Source organism: Geodermatophilus sp. SYSU D00867, assembly GCF_054050315.1.
In genome coordinates, this window is record NZ_JBJGZC010000008.1 from 138,674 (window position 1) to 154,719 (window position 16,046).

Annotated in this window: 15 protein-coding genes; 6 read left to right on the forward strand and 9 right to left on the reverse strand. The window is 75.6% G+C overall.

Annotation, left to right across the window (positions count from 1 at the left end):
• Window positions 1–30: 30 nt before the first annotated feature.
• Both ACI8AK_RS09710 and ACI8AK_RS09715 read right to left on the reverse strand, forming a co-directional pair.
• Entirely contained in the window at window positions 31–633 is a 603-nt protein-coding gene (locus tag ACI8AK_RS09710; RefSeq protein WP_387987876.1) for a hypothetical protein, read from the reverse strand.
• Between the two features lie 57 nt (window positions 634–690).
• Window positions 691–2,688 (reverse strand): thioredoxin domain-containing protein, encoded by a 1,998-nt coding sequence (locus ACI8AK_RS09715; protein ID WP_387987877.1) that lies wholly within the window; start codon window positions 2,686–2,688, stop codon window positions 691–693.
• A 203-nt stretch (window positions 2,689–2,891) separates the two neighbouring features.
• Between ACI8AK_RS09715 and ACI8AK_RS09720 the strand changes: the two genes are divergently transcribed.
• Window positions 2,892–3,446, forward strand: coding sequence for an AMIN-like domain-containing (lipo)protein (locus tag ACI8AK_RS09720; RefSeq protein ID WP_387987878.1), 555 nt, complete (start codon window positions 2,892–2,894; stop codon window positions 3,444–3,446).
• 49 nt (window positions 3,447–3,495) lie between these two features.
• Here the strand turns inward: ACI8AK_RS09720 and ACI8AK_RS09725 are convergent, their stop codons facing one another.
• Together ACI8AK_RS09725 and mca are read right to left on the reverse strand one after the other, a co-directional pair.
• Window positions 3,496–3,858, reverse strand: a complete 363-nt coding sequence (locus tag ACI8AK_RS09725; RefSeq protein ID WP_387987879.1) for a hypothetical protein — start codon at window positions 3,856–3,858, stop codon at window positions 3,496–3,498.
• A complete protein-coding gene (mca, locus tag ACI8AK_RS09730) occupies window positions 3,855–4,742 on the reverse strand; it encodes a mycothiol conjugate amidase Mca (protein WP_456956040.1) in 888 nt (295 codons plus the stop codon). The genes ACI8AK_RS09725 and mca overlap by 4 nt, the downstream gene beginning before the upstream one ends.
• Before the next feature lie 219 nt (window positions 4,743–4,961).
• Here mca and greA point away from each other — a divergent pair, with 219 nt between their 5' ends.
• On the forward strand, window positions 4,962–5,462 hold the full coding sequence (gene greA / locus ACI8AK_RS09735) for a transcription elongation factor GreA (protein WP_110907602.1): 501 nt from the start codon (window positions 4,962–4,964) through the stop codon (window positions 5,460–5,462).
• A gap of 14 nt (window positions 5,463–5,476) precedes the next feature.
• Window positions 5,477–5,797 carry an RNHCP domain-containing protein gene (locus tag ACI8AK_RS09740; protein WP_387987881.1) on the forward strand — a complete coding sequence of 107 codons (321 nt, stop codon included), beginning with the start codon at window positions 5,477–5,479 and terminating at the stop codon, window positions 5,795–5,797.
• An 84-nt stretch (window positions 5,798–5,881) separates the two neighbouring features.
• Here the strand turns inward: ACI8AK_RS09740 and ACI8AK_RS09745 are convergent, their stop codons facing one another.
• From ACI8AK_RS09745 to ilvA, 4 genes are all read right to left on the reverse strand, one after another.
• Complete coding sequence (locus tag ACI8AK_RS09745; protein ID WP_456956042.1) at window positions 5,882–7,945, reverse strand: M3 family metallopeptidase; 2,064 nt, start codon at window positions 7,943–7,945, stop codon at window positions 5,882–5,884.
• Between the two features lie 225 nt (window positions 7,946–8,170).
• Entirely contained in the window at window positions 8,171–8,980 is an 810-nt protein-coding gene (locus ACI8AK_RS09750) for an ABC transporter permease (protein ID WP_387987883.1), read from the reverse strand.
• A complete protein-coding gene (locus ACI8AK_RS09755) occupies window positions 8,977–9,981 on the reverse strand; it encodes an ATP-binding cassette domain-containing protein (protein WP_387987884.1) in 1,005 nt (334 codons plus the stop codon). The genes ACI8AK_RS09750 and ACI8AK_RS09755 overlap by 4 nt, the downstream gene beginning before the upstream one ends.
• A 147-nt stretch (window positions 9,982–10,128) precedes the next feature.
• The gene (gene ilvA, locus ACI8AK_RS09760) at window positions 10,129–11,343 is read right to left on the reverse strand and encodes a threonine ammonia-lyase (protein ID WP_456956044.1); all 1,215 of its coding nucleotides are present in this window, start codon (window positions 11,341–11,343) and stop codon (window positions 10,129–10,131) included.
• Window positions 11,344–11,428: 85 nt separating this feature from the next.
• Here ilvA and ACI8AK_RS09765 point away from each other — a divergent pair, with 85 nt between their 5' ends.
• Together ACI8AK_RS09765 and ACI8AK_RS09770 are read left to right on the forward strand one after the other, a co-directional pair.
• Complete coding sequence (locus ACI8AK_RS09765) at window positions 11,429–12,892, forward strand: sigma 54-interacting transcriptional regulator (protein WP_456956046.1); 1,464 nt, start codon at window positions 11,429–11,431, stop codon at window positions 12,890–12,892.
• Between the two features lie 2 nt (window positions 12,893–12,894).
• Window positions 12,895–14,883: a VWA domain-containing protein gene (locus ACI8AK_RS09770; RefSeq protein ID WP_387987887.1), complete on the forward strand. Its 1,989-nt coding sequence runs from the start codon at window positions 12,895–12,897 to the stop codon at window positions 14,881–14,883.
• Between the two features lie 68 nt (window positions 14,884–14,951).
• Here ACI8AK_RS09770 and ACI8AK_RS09775 read toward each other — a convergent pair whose 3' ends face one another.
• Window positions 14,952–15,575, reverse strand: coding sequence for a maleylpyruvate isomerase family mycothiol-dependent enzyme (locus ACI8AK_RS09775; RefSeq protein ID WP_456956048.1), 624 nt, complete (start codon window positions 15,573–15,575; stop codon window positions 14,952–14,954).
• Between the two features lie 265 nt (window positions 15,576–15,840).
• Between ACI8AK_RS09775 and ACI8AK_RS09780 the strand changes: the two genes are divergently transcribed.
• Window positions 15,841–15,963, forward strand: coding sequence for a hypothetical protein (locus ACI8AK_RS09780; protein ID WP_387987889.1), 123 nt, complete (start codon window positions 15,841–15,843; stop codon window positions 15,961–15,963).
• Window positions 15,964–16,046: the final 83 nt, after the last annotated feature.

The following is a 16,046-nucleotide window of genomic DNA, read 5'->3' on the forward strand; positions in this document are numbered from 1 at the left end:
CGCGGGCTCACCCCACCAGCCTGGCAGGGCTCACAGCTCCGGGCCGCGCGCCCGGACCTCCTCCACCGAGGCCATGGCGTCGCGCAGCTCGGTCAGCCAGGCGTCGGCGTGCTGCCCGACCAGGCGCACGGCCCAGACCAGCGCCTCCGAGCGGGAGCGGGCGACGCCGGCGTCGACGAGCGTGTCGAGCACCAGCCGCTCGGGCTGGCGGAGCCGGGTCATCACCGGCACCGAGGCGTTGGTGAACACCTCGCGGACGTCGCCGCACGAGGCGCCCCAGGCCACCGAGCGGCCGTAGCGCTCCTGGGCGGCGTCGGCGATGGCCATCCGCTGGCCGCGGGTGTCCTCGCGGAAGCGGGCGATGCGGCCGGCGCGGGCGGCGGTGGGGTCGCCCTCGCCGGCGTCGGGCTCGGCGAGCGGGCCGACGACGGTGATCTCGTCCCGGTCGACGGTGATCTCGGCCGGCCCGGTGAACCAGCCGTCGGGCAGCCGCCCGGCGAACCAGCCGGCGACCTCGGCGCGGTCGACCGGCGGGGTGTCGCCCCCGCGGCCGCCCGGGCCGCGGCGGCGCCAGCCGGGGGCGCCCATGCGGGCGAAGGGTGAGTCGGCGAAGCGGTGGTGGTGTCCGTGCACGACGGCCTCCTCCAGTGAGGTGCTTACGTGATTACACGGTAAGACCGCCGGGCGGGGTCAGGAAGGGGCCATCGCTGCGCTGAGAGCGGACACGTCCGTGACCGGCGCGGAGCAGACGAAGCCCCGGCACACGTATGCGGCGGGGCGCCCGCCGACGGGCGGCCGGTCGGCCAGCAGCGGCACCCCGGGGGTGTCCGGCTCCCCCACCACGACGACGGCGCCCGGGCTGGCCGAGCCCCGCGCGGCCGCGGCGAGCGCGTCCCGCTCGGGCCCGGCCGGGCCGCTGACGGCGACCTCGAGCGGCCCGGCCAGCAGTGCCTCCCCCACCGCCGCGGCCCAGCCCGCCGCCCGCGGCGCCCGGCGCACCAGCACGCCGAGCTGCCCGGTCGCGGCCTCGCCGAGCTCGCGGTGCCGCGGCGACCCGGCCAGCGCCGCGTAGGTGACGAACGCACCGGCGGCCGCGGCGACCCCGGCCGGCGTCGGCCCGTCGGCAGGGTCGAACGGGCGGTGCACCAGCGCCTCGGCGTCGGCGGCGGTGTCGTGCCACCCGTCGGCGTCGAGGAACTGCTCCGCGACGACGTCGAGCAGGTCACCGGCCCAGTCCAGCCACCGGCCCTCCCCGGTCGCCTGGTGCAGCGCGAGCAACCCCTCGGCGAGGTCGCCGTGGTCCTCGAGCACCCCGGCCGGCGTCCCGGCGACGCCGTCCCGCGAGGCCCGCCGCAGCCGCCCGCCCACCCAGTGGACGTCCGCGAGGAGCTCCGCCGCGCGGCGGGCGGCGTCCACCGACGCGGGGGTGCCGGTGAGGACGCCGTGCTCGGCCAGCGCGGCGACGGCCAGCCCGTTCCAGGCGGTGACCACCTTGTCGTCGCGGGCGGGCTGCGGGCGCCGGGCGCGGGCGGCGAGCAGCCGCTCGCGCACGGAGGCGAAGCGGGCGGGGTCGTCGGGATCACGAGGCAGCTGCAGCGTGGAGGTGCCGTGCTCGAACGTGCCGCGCCCGGTCACCGCGAACAGCTCTGCGGCCCAGCGGCCGTCGTCGTCGCCGAGCACCTCGGTGAGCTGGGCCGGCGTCCACACGTAGGTCAGGCCCTCGACGCCGTCGGTGTCGGCGTCCAGCGCGCTGGCGAAGCCGCCCTCGGGCGTGCCGAGGTCGCGGACGAGGAAGGCGGCGGTCGCGTCGGCCACGCGCCGCGCCCACTCCTCGCCGGTGGCCCGCCACAGGTGCAGGTAGACGCGCAGGAGCAGGGCGTTGTCGTAGAGCATCTTCTCGAAGTGCGGCACCACCCAGCGCTCGTCGACCGAGTAGCGGGCGAAGCCGCCGGCCAGCTGGTCGTGGATGCCGCCGCGGGCCATCGCCTCCAGCGTGCGGCGGGCCACCTCCAGCGAGCGCGCGTCCCCGCTGCGGGCGGCGTGCCGCAGCAGGAACTCCAGCAGCATCGACGGCGGGAACTTCGGGGCGCCGCCGAACCCGCCGTGCCGGTCGTCGTGGTCGGCGGCGACCGCGGCCGCGGCGCCGTCGAGGTCGGCGGCCGACAGCGGCGTGGGCGGCCCGAGGTCCAGGCGGCGGGAGATGCCCTCCGCGATCCGGGTGCCGGCCTCCTCGAGCTGGTCGCGGCGCTGCGTCCAGGCCTCGGAGACGGCGGTGAGCACCTGCCGGAACGCCGGCACGCCGCCGGCGGGGCGCGGCGGGTAGTAGGTGCCGCAGTAGAACGGCCGCCCGTCGGGGGTGGTGAAGACCGTCATCGGCCAGCCGCCGGAGCCGGTGAGCGCCTGGGTGGCGGTCATGTAGACGCTGTCGACGTCGGGCCGCTCCTCCCGGTCGACCTTGACGCACACGAACCCGGCGTTCATCTGCGCCGCGGTCGCCTCGTCCTCGAACGACTCGTGCGCCATCACGTGGCACCAGTGGCAGGCGGCGTACCCGACGCTCACCAGCACCGGGACGTCCCGCTCGCGCGCCTCGGCGAAGGCCTCCTCGCCCCACTCGCGCCAGTCGACCGGGTTGTCCGCGTGCTGCAGCAGGTAGGGGCTGGTCGCGGCGGCGAGGCGGTTCGGCACGGTCCGGGGATACCCATCGTCACCCGGCGGCAACGGGAAGGCGATGTGCCATGTCGTGTCGCGCCCGGGACGCCGTTTCCTGTCACTTCTCCACATCGGACGGTGTCCCGGATCGACGCCCGTGGGCGATCAGAGCCATGGCATCTGCGCCGCCGTCGGCGCATCCTCCCCGCGTCCGCATCCCCCTGACCCCGGAGCCCACCATGAGCACCACCCGCACCCGCACCGCCGTCGTCCTGGCCGCCGCCACGGCCGCCCTCGGCCTCGCCCTGCCCTCCGCCTCCGCCGCCTCGTGCAGCACGGCGTGGGGCTCCCAGCCGGAGACCGTCTCCGACGGCGGCGGCGGCACCCTCGACGACGTCCGCGCCGGCCGCCACGACTGCTACGACCGGCTGGTCCTGGACCTCGACGGGATCGACGCCGCCGACGTGGGCTACGACGTCCGGTACGTGCCCCAGGTCGTGCAGGACGGCTCGGGCCGGCCCGTGCCCCTGCGCGGGGCGGCCGACCTGCAGGTCGTCGTGCACACCCCCGGGCACACCGACGCCGGGGCGGCGACCTACGACCCGCGCACCGACGCCGAGGCCGTCGCCGTCGGCGGCTACCGCACCTTCCGGCAGGTCGCCTACGCCGGCTCGTTCGAGGGCAGCAGCACCGTCGGACTCGGCGTCCGCGCCCGCCTGCCGTTCCGCGTGCTGGTCCTCGACGGTCCCGGCGACGGCTCGCGCCTCGTCGTCGACGTCGCGCACACCTGGTGAGCACCACGACCGGGCCGGGACCACCCCCGGCCCGGTCGGCCCGCCGGCGTCAGCGCGCCGGCGGGTCCGTCCGGTCGTCGCGCCCGGGGGCGCTCCGCTTCGGTCCCTCGATGGCGCGGGGCGCGCGGCGCAGGTCGTCGAGCAGGTCCTGACCGGGCCGGCGCGGCGGGTCGACCAGCTCCGCCGGGGTGTCGGGGACGACGACCTGCGGGTGGTCGTCCTCCGGCTCGAAGCTGCGCGGGATCCGCTTGAGGTGCCGGTTCATCGACCGGACCAGCAGGAACACGGCGAGCAGCAGGACCAGGGTGAGGAACAGCCCGAACGGGCCGGACTTGCCGACGTCCTCGGGCAGCTGCTCCTCGGCGGCCAGGACCGCCCCGGCCAGCGCGCCGCTCACCAGCCCGGTGGTCACGGGACCGGCACCTCGCTGCGGATGCCGGCGAACAGGTCGTCCTCCGGCAGCGTCGAGTCCACCAGCGAGCGGACCAGCTCGTAGTCCTCGGTCGGCCACACCCGCTGCTGCAGGTCCATCGGGCAGGCGAACCAGCGGCCGTTCGGGTCGATCTGGGTGGCGTGCGCGATCAGCGCGGCGTCCCGCACCGGGAAGTACTCGGCGCACGGGACGCGGGTGGTGACGCGGTGGCTCATGTCGCGCTCCGGGTCCCAGTTCGCCAGCCACTCGGCGTAGGGCGACTCGGCTCCGGTCTCGAGCATCGCCTCGTGCAGCGCCCGCGTCCGGGTCAGCGTGAAGCCCATGTGGTAGTAGAGCTTGCTCGGCTGCCAGGGCTCGCCCAGCTCGGGGTAGCGCTCCGGGTCACCGGCCGCCTCGAAGGCGTGCACCGAGACCTCGTGGGTCTTGATGTGGTCGGGGTGCGGGTAGCCACCGCGCTCGTCGTAGGTGAGCACGACCTGCGGGCGGAACCGGCGGATCAGCGCCACCAGCGGCGCGGCCGCCTCCTCGGTGGGGACCAGCGCGAAGCAGCCCTCGGGCAGCGGCGGCAGCGGGTCGCCCTCGGGCAGGCCGGAGTCGACGAACCCGAGGAACTCCTGCTGGACGCCGAGGATCTCCCGGGCCCGGGCCATCTCCTCGACGCGCAGCTGCGGCAGGCGCTCCCAGATCTCCGGGCGGTCCAGCGAGGGGTTCAGCACCGAGCCGCGCTCACCGCCGGTGCAGGTCGCCACCATCACCTCGACGCCCTCGGCGACGTACTTCGCCATCGTCGCCGCGCCCTTGCTCGACTCGTCGTCGGGGTGGGCGTGCACGGCGAGCAGGCGCAACTGGTCGGCGTCGGTCACCTCCCCAGTGTCCCCCGACGCGCCGACGGAACGCCGCCGACGGGTCCCCCGGAGGGCTGGATGTGGCGCCTGTCACGGGATGCTCCGGTACCGTCCGCTCCCCGGCAGGGAGCGGATCGCGTCCCTGCACGGGCCGCCCGGCCGGTGTTAGCTTGGCCGGATCGACGTCGCCGCCTCCCGACCGGGACGCGGCTCCCGAGCTGTGCAGGAGTACCCCGCGTGACCACCCCCACTGAGAACGAGCAGGGCATCTGGCTGACCCAGGAGGCCCACGACCGGCTGAAGGCCGAGCTCGACCAGTTGGTGGCCGGCCGGCCCGCCATGGCCGCCGAGATCAACGCCCGCCGCGAGGAGGGCGACCTCAAGGAGAACGGTGGCTACCACGCCGCCAAGGAGGAGCAGGGCAAGCAGGAGGGCCGGATCCGGCAGCTGACCGACCTGCTCCGCAAGGCGCGCGTGGGCGAGCCGCCGACGACGGCCACCACCGCCGAGCTCGGCACCGTCATCACCATCCGCTTCCAGGGCGACGACGAGACCGAGAAGTTCCTGCTCGGCTCCCGCGAGATCGCGGGCACCACGGACCTCGCCGTCTACTCGCCGGAGTCGGCGATGGGCTCGGCGATCCTCGGCGCGAAGCCGGGCACCTCGGTCACCTACCAGGCGCCCAACGGCCGCGACATCACCGTCGAGGTCGTCGCCGTCGAGCCGTTCGTCCCCTGACCCGGCCCCGCGTCGTGGCCCGCTCCCGGCGGGCGGAGAACACCGGCTTCGTCTGCGTGCACTGTGCCGCCGACGTCCCCGCGAACACCGACGGGCACTACCGCAACCACTGCCCGGTGTGCCTGTGGTCGCTGCACGTCGACGACCTGCCCGGCGACCGCGCCAGCGACTGCCGGCAGCCGATGCAGCCGATCGGCCTGGTGGAGAAGTCCGGCAAGGGCTGGCAGGTGGTGCACCGCTGCACGGCGTGCGGTCACCGCCAGCCCAACCGGCTCGTCCGCGACGGCGACGCCCCCGACGACCTGGACCTGGTCCTCTCGCTCCCCTGGTTGTAGGCCGCCGCTCCCGGGGCGTTCCTCGCGGTCCGGCGGTGCTGCAGGACCCCCGGAGGACGAGGAACGCCCCAGGAGCGGACGCGCTCAGGCGGGCGCCAGCCCGCGGCGGCGGAGCAGGGGTGCCGGGTCGGCGTCGCGTCCGCGGACGGCGCGGAAGGCCTCCAGCGGATCCACCGACCCGCCGCGGGACAGCAGCCGCTCGCGGAAGACGTCGCCGTTCTCCCGCCGCAGGCCCCCGTTCTCCCGGAACCACTCGACGGTGTCGGCGTCGAGCACCTCCGACCAGATGTAGGAGTAGTAACCCGCCGCGTAGCCGCCGGCGAAGACGTGCTGGAAGTACGTCGTCCGGTAGCGCGGCGGCACCAGGTCGGAGGCGACGCCGGCCGCCTCGAGCGCCCGCCGCTCGAACTCCGCCGGGTCGCCGATCTCGGTCTCCGGGGTGATCCGGTGCCAGGCCTGGTCCAGCAGCGTCGCGGCGAGGTACTCCAGCGTCGCGAACCCCTCGCCCCACAGCCGGGCGGCGTCGAGCGCCTCGACGGCGGACGACGGCAGCGGCTCCCCCGTCTCGACGTGCCGCGCGTAGTGCGCGAGCACCTCCGGCCACAGCGCCCACACCTCGTTGACCTGGCTCGGGAACTCGACGAAGTCCCGCGGCACCGCGGTCCCGGCGAAGCGCGGGTAGGTCACGGCGGAGCTCAGCCCGTGCAGCGCGTGGCCGAACTCGTGGAACAGCGTGTCGACCTCGTCGAGGGTCAGCAGCGTCGGCCGCCCCTCGGGCGCGCGGGCCACGTTGAGGTTGTTGACGACGACCGGCCGGGTGCCCAGCAGCCGCGACTGGGGGACGAACGAGCTCATCCACGCGCCGCCGCGCTTGCCCTCGCGCGCGGTGAAGTCGCCGAGGTAGAGGCCGACCGCCTCGCCGTCGGGACCGCTGACCTCCCACACGCGGACGTCGGGGTGGTAGCCGGCGAGGTCCGGGCGGGGGGTGAACCGGAAGCCGTAGAGCAGCTCCGCGGCGCGGAAGACGCCGTCGACGAGCACCCGGTCCAGCTCGAACCACGACCGCAGCGCGGCGGTGTCGACCGAGTACCGCTCCGCGCGCACCCGCTCGCTGTAGAAGGCCCAGTCCCAGGGCGCGAGCTCCGCGACGCCGTCGCGGGCGGCGACCTCGGCCAGCACCGCGGCCTCCGCCCGCGCGTTCGCCGTCGACGGGCCGACCATCGGGGTGAGCATCGCGTCGACGGCGGCGGTGCTGCCGGCGGTCTGGTCGGCGAGGACCAGGTCGGCGTGGGTGGCGAAGCCGAGCAGCCGGGCGCGCTCGGCCCGCACCCGGGCGATCCGGACGGCCACCGGCCCGTTGTCGTGCTCTCCGGACGACGCGCGGGTCACCGACGCCTCGAACACGCGGCGGCGCAGCTCCCGGTCCCGCAGCTTGGCCAGCACCGGCTGTCCGGTGGGCAGCAGCAGCGGCAGCACGTACCCGTCCAGGCCGCGGTCGGCGGCGGCGCGGGCGGCGGCGGCGACCTCCTCCTCGGACAGCCCGTCGAGCTCGGCGGCATCCGCGACCCGGACGGCGGCGGCCTCGGTGGCCAGCTGCAGGTTCTGCCCGAACTGCGTGGACAGCTCCGACAGCTCCCGGTTCAGCCCCGACAGCCGGGCGCGGCCGGCCTCGTCTAGCCGGGCGCCGGCCAGCACCCGGTCGAGGTGGTGCCGCTCCACCAGCCGGACCGCCTCGGGGTCCAGGTCCGCGGAGTGCCGGTCGGCGTGGACGGCGTCGACGCGGGCGAACAGCGCGGGGTCCAGCCGCAGCGCGTCGGCGTGCGCGGCCTCCAGCGGCGCGAGCTCGCGCTCGATCTCCCGCAGCCGCGGCGAGGACAGCGACGAGGACAGGTTGCCGAACACCGCCTCGGCCCGGCGCAGCAGCGCGCCGGAGCGCTCGAGGGCCTCGATCGTGTTCGCGAAGGTCGGCGGCTCGGCCGAGCCGGTGATCGCGGCGATCTCCGCGCGCTGCTCGGCCATCCCGGCCAGGACCGCCTCGCGGCAGTGCTCGAGGGTGATGTCGGCGAACGGCGGCAGCCCGTACGGCAGCGGCGACTCGGCGAACAGCGGGTTGTCAGCGGACACGGCGGGGGCGGACTCGGCGCTCATCGCCGTCCATCCTGCGCCGCCCCGGAGCGTCGGACACGGGTGGCCCGGAACCGGCGAGGTCCCGGGTCACCCGTGTCCAGGCATGACACCGCGGTCCTCCCGGACCGCACCGCGACCACGTGCCGTCCCGGCTGCCGCCGAGCCGGACCCGCCGCTCCTCGCGGAGGCCTCCGGCCCCCACGCGTCCCGGCGACGGCGGCTCCGCCGCCGGGACGAGCGCGCGGTTCAGCGGCTGGCGGTGCGCTGGTAGAGGCGGACCGACAGCGGCACGAACACCGCGAGGATGACCGCCGTCCAGATCAGCGTGTACAGCACCGGGTTCTGCAGCGGCCACGCGTCGGGCACCGGGTAGCCGGCGGGCACGTTGCCGAACAGCTCCCGCGCGGCCAGCGTCACCGAGGAGACGGGGTTCCACTCGGCGAAGGTGCGCAGCACCGCCGGGAAGGTCTCCAGCGGCACGAAGGTGTTGGCGATGAACGTCAGCGGGAAGATCACGATGAAGCTGGCGTTGTTCACCACCTCCGGCGTGCGGACCAGCAGCCCCACCACCGCCATCAGCCACGAGATCGCGTAGGCGAACACGAGCAGCACGAGGAACCCGCCCACCGCCTCGCCGATCGAGGAGTTGATCCGCCACCCGACCACCAGGCCGGTCAGCGCCATCACCGTGATCGAGATGACGTTGAGCCCGGAGTCGGCGATCGTGCGCCCGACCAGCACCGCCGACCGGGACATCGGCAGCGACCGGAACCGGTCGATCAGCCCCTTCTGCAGGTCCTCGGCGATGCTCGCGCCGGTGACGGTCGACCCGAAGACGACGGTCTGCGCGAAGATGCCCGGCAGCAGGAACTCCGCGTAGCTGATGCCCGGCGGCAGCCCGCCGATGGCGCCGCCGAACACGTAGCGGAACAGCACCACGAACATGATCGGCGACAGCGTCGCGAACACGATCAGGTCGGGCACCCGCTTGACCTTGATCAGGTTGCGCTTGGTGATGACGACGCTGTCGGACAGCGTCGCGGCCAGCGAGGTCATCGCACGCCTCCCGTGGGGACCGGCTCGGCCGGGGTCTCGTCGGTGGCGCCGGCGTCCCCGCCCTCGGCGGCGTGGCCGGTCAGCGCCAGGAACACGTCGTCGAGGTCGGGGCGGCGCAGCCCGACGTCGAAGATGTCGGCGGTGTGGCCGTCGAGCCGGCGCAGCGCGTCGGCCAGGACCTCCGCGCCGCCGCTGACCGGGATGCTCAGCCGGCGCGCCTGCTCGTCGACGTGCGGCTCGTCCACCGCCAGCGGCCGCAGCCGCGCGACCATCTCCGGCAGGGCGCCGGCGTCGGTGACCGCGAACTCCAGCCGCTGCCCGCCGACCTGCGCCTTGAGCTCGTCGGCCGTGCCGCGCGCGATCGCCCGGCCGCGGTCGATGACCACCATCCCGTCGGCCAGCCGGTCGGCCTCCTCCAGGTACTGGGTGGTGAGCAGGATCGTCGTCCCGCCGTCGGCGAGGTCGGCGATGAACTCCCACATCGCCAGCCGGCTGCGCGGGTCGAGCCCGGTGGTGGGCTCGTCGAGGAAGAGCACCCGCGGCCGGGCGATGAGCGAGGCGGCGATGTCCAGCCGCCGGCGCATGCCGCCGGAGTAGGTCTTCGCCGGCCGGTTCGCGGCGTCGGTGAGGTCGAACCGCTCGAGCAGCTCCCCCGCCCGGGCCCGCGACTCCCGCTTCCCCAGCCGGTACAGCCGGCCCACCATCTCCAGGTTCTCGAAGCCGGTCAGGTACTCGTCGACCGCGGCGTACTGCCCGGTCAGCCCGATGACCGAGCGCACCCGGTCCGGCTCCCGGACGACGTCGACGCCGGCCACCTGCGCGCGCCCGCCGTCGGGCTGCAGCAGCGTGGTCAGGATGCGGACGACGGTCGTCTTGCCCGCGCCGTTGGGCCCGAGCAGGCCGAGCACCGTGCCCTCGGGAACGGCGAGGTCCACCCCCGCCAGCGCCGTGTTCGACCCGAAGCGCTTCTGCAGTCCCTCGACGAGGATCGCGTCGTTCATGACAGGGAAACTAGGTGTGAGCACCGACACTTCCCGAGTCCTTTTCGCGACCCGCGAACGACCCGACGCCTGCTGTTCTCCCCCACGACACCTCTCCCTGTCCGACGGTCCCGGAGGGCAGACCGACGGACGCGGGAGAAGTGAGCGCTAGGCCTCCGAGACGGCGAAGCCGGCCTGCTCGAGCGCGCCGGCGACGGTCCGCGCGTGGTCCGGGCCGCGGGTCTCGAGGACGACGAACACCTCGACCTGCCCGAGGTCCAGGCGCGTCGCCGTCCGCTCGTGCTCGACCTCGAGGACGTTCGCGCCGGCCTCGGCCAGGACGGCGAGCACCGCGGCCAGCGACCCCGGCCGGTCGGGGACGGCCAGGCGCAGCCGCAGGTACCGGCCGGCGGCGGCCATGCCGTGCTGGACCACCTTCATCATCAGCACCGGGTCGACGTTGCCGCCGGACACCACGGCGACCACCGGCGGCCGGAACACCTCCGGCTCGGCCATCACGGCCGCGACCGCGGCCACCCCGGCCGGCTCGACGACGAGCTTGGCCCGCTCCAGGCAGAACAGCAGCGCGCGGGAGAGGTCCTCCTCCCCCACCGTGCGCACGTCGTCGACCAGGTCGCGGACGTGCGCGAGGGTGAGGTCGCTGGGCGCGCCGACGGCGATCCCGTCGGCCATCGTGGACACCCCGGTCAGCGCCACCGGCCGCCCGGCGGCCAGCGACCCGGGGAAGGCGGCGGCCCCCGCCGCCTGCACCGCCACGACCCGCGCCTCGGGCCGCCGTGCCCGCACCGCGGCGGCCACCCCGGACACCAGCCCGCCGCCGCCGGTGCAGACGACGACGGTGGCGACGTCGGGGCACTGCTCGAGCAGCTCCAGCCCGACCGTCCCCTGCCCGGCGATGACGTCGGGGTGGTCAAAGGGGTGGATGAACACCGCCCCGGTCGCCCCGGCGTGCTCGACGGCGGCCGCCAGCGCCGCGGTCAGGTCGACCCCGACCAGGCGCGCGTCGGCGCCGTAGCCACGGGTGGCGGCGACCTTCGGCAGCGGCGCGGACTCGGGCATGAACACCGTGGCGCGGACACCGAGCATCCGGGCGGCCAGCGCCACCCCCTGCGCGTGGTTGCCGGCGCTGGCCGCGACGACCCCGCGGGCCCGCTCCTCCGCGGTCAGCCGGGACAGCCGCACGTAGGCGCCGCGGAACTTGAACGAGCCGGTGTGCTGCAGGTTCTCGCACTTGAGGTGCACCGGACCGCCGACCCGCTCGGCCAGCGCCCGCGAGTGCTCCAGCGGCGTGCGCCGGGCGACCCCGTCGAGCAGCCCGGCGGCGGCGGCGACGTCGGCTCCGGTGACCAGCTCCGCTCCCATGCCCCGATCCTCGCAGGGAGCGCGATCCCGACCCGGCCGACGCAGCGGCTCCCGCATCGTGCCTGGTCGTCGTACCGTGGCTGAGGTGACGGACGTCGCCCCAGCGCAGACCCCACCCGCACCCACGACCCTCGGCGAGCTCCGTGCCAGCGGAGCCGTCGCCCGGCCGGTCAAGGCCGAGATCCGCGCCAACCTGCTCGCCCGCCTGGGCGCCGGCGAGCCCACCCTCCCGGGCATCGTCGGCTTCGAGGACACCGTCGTCCCCGAGGTCGAGCGGGCCCTCATCGCCGGCCACGACCTCGTCCTGCTGGGCGAGCGCGGCCAGGGCAAGACCCGCCTCATCCGCACCCTCGTCGGCCTGCTCGACGAGTGGACGCCGGTCCTCGCCGGCAGCGAGCTCAACGAGCACCCGCTGCAGCCGATCAGCGTGTGGGCGCACCGTCAGATCGCCGAGCACGGCGACGCCACCCCGGTCGGCTGGCTGCACCGCAGCGAGCGCTTCGGCGAGAAGCTGGCCACCCCCGACACCAGCGTGGGCGACCTCATCGGCGACGTCGACCCGATCAAGGTGGCCGAGGGCCGCACGCTGGGCGACCCCGAGACGGTCCACTACGGCCTGGTCCCGCGCACCAACCGCGGCATCTTCAGCGTCAACGAGCTGCCCGACCTCGCCGAGCGGATCCAGGTCGCGCTGCTCAACGTGCTCGAGGAGCGCGACATCCAGATCCGCGGCTACCGCGTGCGGCTGCCGCTGGACCTGCTGCTCGTGGCCAGCGCCAACCCGGAGGACTACACCAACCGCGGGCGGATCATCACCCCGCTCAAGGACCGCTTCGGCGCCGAGGTGCGCACCCACTACCCGCTCGAGCTCGCCGACGAGATCCGCCTGCTGGACCAGGAGGCACGGACCAGCGGCCTCGGCGCCCCCAGCGGGCACGACGCGTTCGACGCCCCCGTCGTCCCCCAGCACCTGGTCGAGATCGTCGCCCGGTTCACCCGGCTGGTCCGCGAGTCCAGCCACGTCGACCAGCGATCCGGCGTCAGCGCCCGGTTCGCGATCGCCGGGCTGGAGACGGTGGCCGCCTCCGCCGTCCGCCGTGCCGCGATCGCCGGGGAGACCCGGCCGGTGGCCCGGGTGGTCGACCTGCCGGGGGTCGTCCCGGCCAGCCGCGGCAAGGTCGAGTTCGCCGACGCCGGCAGCGACCCCGACGACGACCGGGAGGTGGAGGTGCTGGAGCACCTGCTGCGGCAGGCGACCGCGCAGACCTTCCGGGCCCGGTGCGGCGGGCTGGACCTGACCGGCCTGCAGGAGCACTTCACCGGCGGCGAGACCGTCGAGTCCGGCGAGCTGGTGCCGGGCGCGGCGCTGCTGGGCCAGCTGGGCACCATCCCGCGGCTGGCCGAGCTGCTGGGCCGCCTCGGCGTGCCGGAGGGCGAGGAGTCCGCCGAGCAGGCGGCCGCCGCGGTCGAGTTCGCCCTCGAGGGGCTCTACCTCACCCGCCGGCTGGCCAAGGACACCGACGGCACCCGCACGGTGTACGGGGCCTGACGGTGGCGCGCCCACGCCCCGGCAGGGGGTACCGGTACGGCCGCTGGCGGGGCGGGCCCGACCCGCTGGCCCCGCCCTACGACCTGGGCAGCGCCGTCGACGAGATCGGCGACTCGGTGCTCGGCGGGAGCGGCGTCCGCGAGGCGCTGCGGGAGCTGCTGCGCCGCGGCATGGACGGCCGGCGCGGGCTCGACGAGCTGCGCCGCTCGGTGCGGGAGCGGCTGCGGCAGGCCCGCACCGCGGGCCGGATGGACGGCACGCTGCAGGAGGTCCGCGAGCTGCTCGACCGGGCGCTCGCGGCCGAGCGCCGGGAGCTGTTCCCCGACCCCGACGACCTGGCCCGGCTCAAGGAGGCCGAGCTCGACGCGCTGCCGCAGGACACCGCGGGCGCGGTCCGGGCGCTCAAGGAGTACGACTGGGCCTCGGCCGAGGCCCGGCAGACCTACGACCAGATCCAGGACCTGCTGCGGCGGGAGGTGCTCGACAGCTCCTTCGCCAACATGAAGCAGGCGCTGCAGAACGCCACCGAGCAGGACGTGCAGGCGGTCAAGGACATGGTCGCCGACCTGTCGCAGCTGGTGGACGCGCACAACCGCGGTGAGGACACCGAGGAGCGCTTCCGCGAGTTCATGGAGAAGCACGGGCAGTTCTTCCCCGACGACCCCCAGTCGGTGGACGAGCTGATCGACTCCCTCGCCCGCCGGGCCGCCGCGCAGGAGCGGATGATGGCCGGCCTGTCGCCCGAGCAGCGGGCGGAGCTGGCCGACCTGATGGCGCAGACCATGTCCGACCTGGGGCTGGCCAGCGAGATGGCCCACCTGCAGGACGCGCTGCGCCAGGCCCGTCCCGACCTGCCCTGGGGCCAGCGCGGCCAGGTGCCCGACGGCGAGCAGGGCCTGGGCCTCGGCGACGCCACCAGCGCCGTCGCGGAGCTGGCCGACCTCGAGGCGCTGTCCAACCAGCTCTCGCAGGGCTACGCCGGCGCCTCGCTGGCCGACGTCGACGAGGAGCTGCTGGAGCAGGCGCTGGGCCGCGAGGCCGTCGACGACCTCGCGGCGCTGCGGCAGATGGAGCGCGAGCTGGAGCGGCAGGGCTACCTCAACCGCTCCGACGGCAAGCTGGAGCTCTCGCCGAAGGCGGTGCGCCGGCTGGGCGCCACCGCGCTGCGGCGGGTGTTCGCCAAGCTCGACGCCACCGGCCGCGGCGAGCACGACGTCGCCGACGCCGGCGCCGCCGGGGAGCTCACCGGCAGCTCGCGGGAGTGGCAGTTCGGCGACGAGCAGCCGCTCGACGTCGTCCGCACGGTCCGCAACGCCGTGCTGCGCACCGCCGGCGACCCGCACGGGGACGGCGACCGCCGGGTCCGCATCGCCGTCGAGGACTTCGAGGTCGTGGAGACCGAGCGGCGCACCGGCGCCGCGGTCGCGCTGCTGGTCGACCTGTCCTACTCGATGGCGCTGCGCGGCACGTGGGGGGCGGCCAAGTCGACGGCGATGGCGCTGCACTCGCTGGTGACCACCCGCTTCCCGCAGGACGCGATCCAGATCATCGGGTTCTCGTCGACCGCGCAGGTGCTCAAGCCCGAGACGCTGGCCGAGCTGAGCGTCGACACGCTGCAGGGCACCAACCTGCAGCACGGGCTGATCCTCGCCCGCCGGTTCCTGGCCCGGCACCGGGACGCGGAGCCGGTGGTCCTCGTGGTCACCGACGGCGAGCCGACGGCGCACCTGGAGGAGGACGGCACGCCGTACTTCTGCTGGCCGCCGATGCCCGAGACGATCGCCCGGACCGTCGCCGAGGTGGAGCGGGTGGCCCGGTCCGGCGCGACGCTCAACGTGTTCGCGCTCGACCCCGAGCCGGGGCTGGTGCACTTCGTCCACGACATCACCGCGCGCGCCGGCGGCCGGGTCTTCACGCCCGACAGCGAGCGGCTCGGCGAGTACGTCGTCGCGGACTACCTGCGCACCCGTCGGGGACGCCGGGCCCGCTGAGGGGAGGGGTCGCCGCGAGCCCCGGGCCCGCGGCGGCCCCTCCCGGACCGGTGGGCGGCCACCGGCCCTCAGCGGCGGCGCAGCACCCGGCCGTCGGGGAGGGTGCGACCGCTCAGGAGCGCGACCAGCGGGCCGCTGTCCGCGCGGACGACCTCACCGTCGCCCCGGCTCCACGCGGTGTCGGCGGCCTCGAGGCGGACACCGGTCAGGTCGAGCCCGAAGACGGCGCCGTCCGCGGCGGCGAGCCGGTCGAGGACGGCGACCACGGCCCCGGCCGGTGCGACCGGCGGCCGCCCGAGCGCGACGGTCACGTCCAGGGAGTGGATGACGGCGTGGCTCAGGGCCCCGGCCGCGCCACCGCCCGGCGGCTGCCACCCGTGCAGGACCGGCGAGCGCAGGGCGTCCAGCAGCTCGGCTGCCGGCAGGGAGGCGTCGCGGTCCGCCACGGTGTCGGAGAGCCGGGCGAAGTCCCCGCCCGCGGCCGCCATCTCGGCCCCGAACTGCTCGGCCGACAGCCGCGCGGGCATCGTCACGTGCGCCACCACGTGCCGGACCCGCCAGCCCGCGCACAGCGAGGGGGCGTCCCAGGTGCCGGCCGGCCCGGAGGCCAGCAGGTCCGCCAGGCCGTCGTACGTCTGCCCCACCCAGGACCGGAGGTCGTGCGCGTCCACCTCGTGCAGGCTCTCCGCCATCTCGTCCCCTTCTCTCGTCCGGCTGGTCAGGGTGCCGGGTCACGGGCGCCCAGGGGTGGACGCCCCGCGGCGGAGGAACTCATCGGTCCTGGCCCGGACGAGGCTGGGCCGCTGGGCGCCGGGGGCGGCCGCGGTCGGTCGGCTGCTCGTCGGCGGCGCACGTGCGTGGGTCCGGGGCGCCGCGTTGCGCCGGGCAGCCGGTGACCGGGCGCCGGCCCCTCCCGGCCGCGGTCCACGCTCGGTGCTCGCCCGATAGCGTGGCGCCGTGTCCCGATCGACCCGGCTCCTCCGCGCCGGCCTGCTCACCGCGGCCGGCGCCCTGCTGATCGCCGGCTGCGGAGGCGGCGGGGACGACTCGTCCGCGGCGTCGAGGCCACCCCGGTCGTGACGCAGCTGAGCGCCGCCCTCGAGGCGACCGAGACCCGGGGCGTCGCGGCCCTGCCGCCCTGCTCGACCAGGCCGTCACCGCGT

What these genes read in the sequence shown, in the direction of transcription:
- ACI8AK_RS09720 (WP_387987878.1), top strand. Translation starts at nt 2,892, where the DNA reads ATGAGCACCACCCGCACCCGCACCGCCGTCGTCCTGGCCGCCGCCACG.
- ACI8AK_RS09745 (WP_456956042.1), bottom strand. Translation starts at nt 7,945, where the DNA reads ATGAGCGCCGAGTCCGCCCCCGCCGTGTCCGCTGACAACCCGCTGTTC.
- ACI8AK_RS09750 (WP_387987883.1), bottom strand. Translation starts at nt 8,980, where the DNA reads ATGACCTCGCTGGCCGCGACGCTGTCCGACAGCGTCGTCATCACCAAG.
- ACI8AK_RS09755 (WP_387987884.1), bottom strand. Translation starts at nt 9,981, where the DNA reads ATGAACGACGCGATCCTCGTCGAGGGACTGCAGAAGCGCTTCGGGTCG.
- ilvA (WP_456956044.1), bottom strand. Translation starts at nt 11,343, where the DNA reads ATGGGAGCGGAGCTGGTCACCGGAGCCGACGTCGCCGCCGCCGCCGGG.
- ACI8AK_RS09775 (WP_456956048.1), bottom strand. Translation starts at nt 15,575, where the DNA reads ATGGCGGAGAGCCTGCACGAGGTGGACGCGCACGACCTCCGGTCCTGG.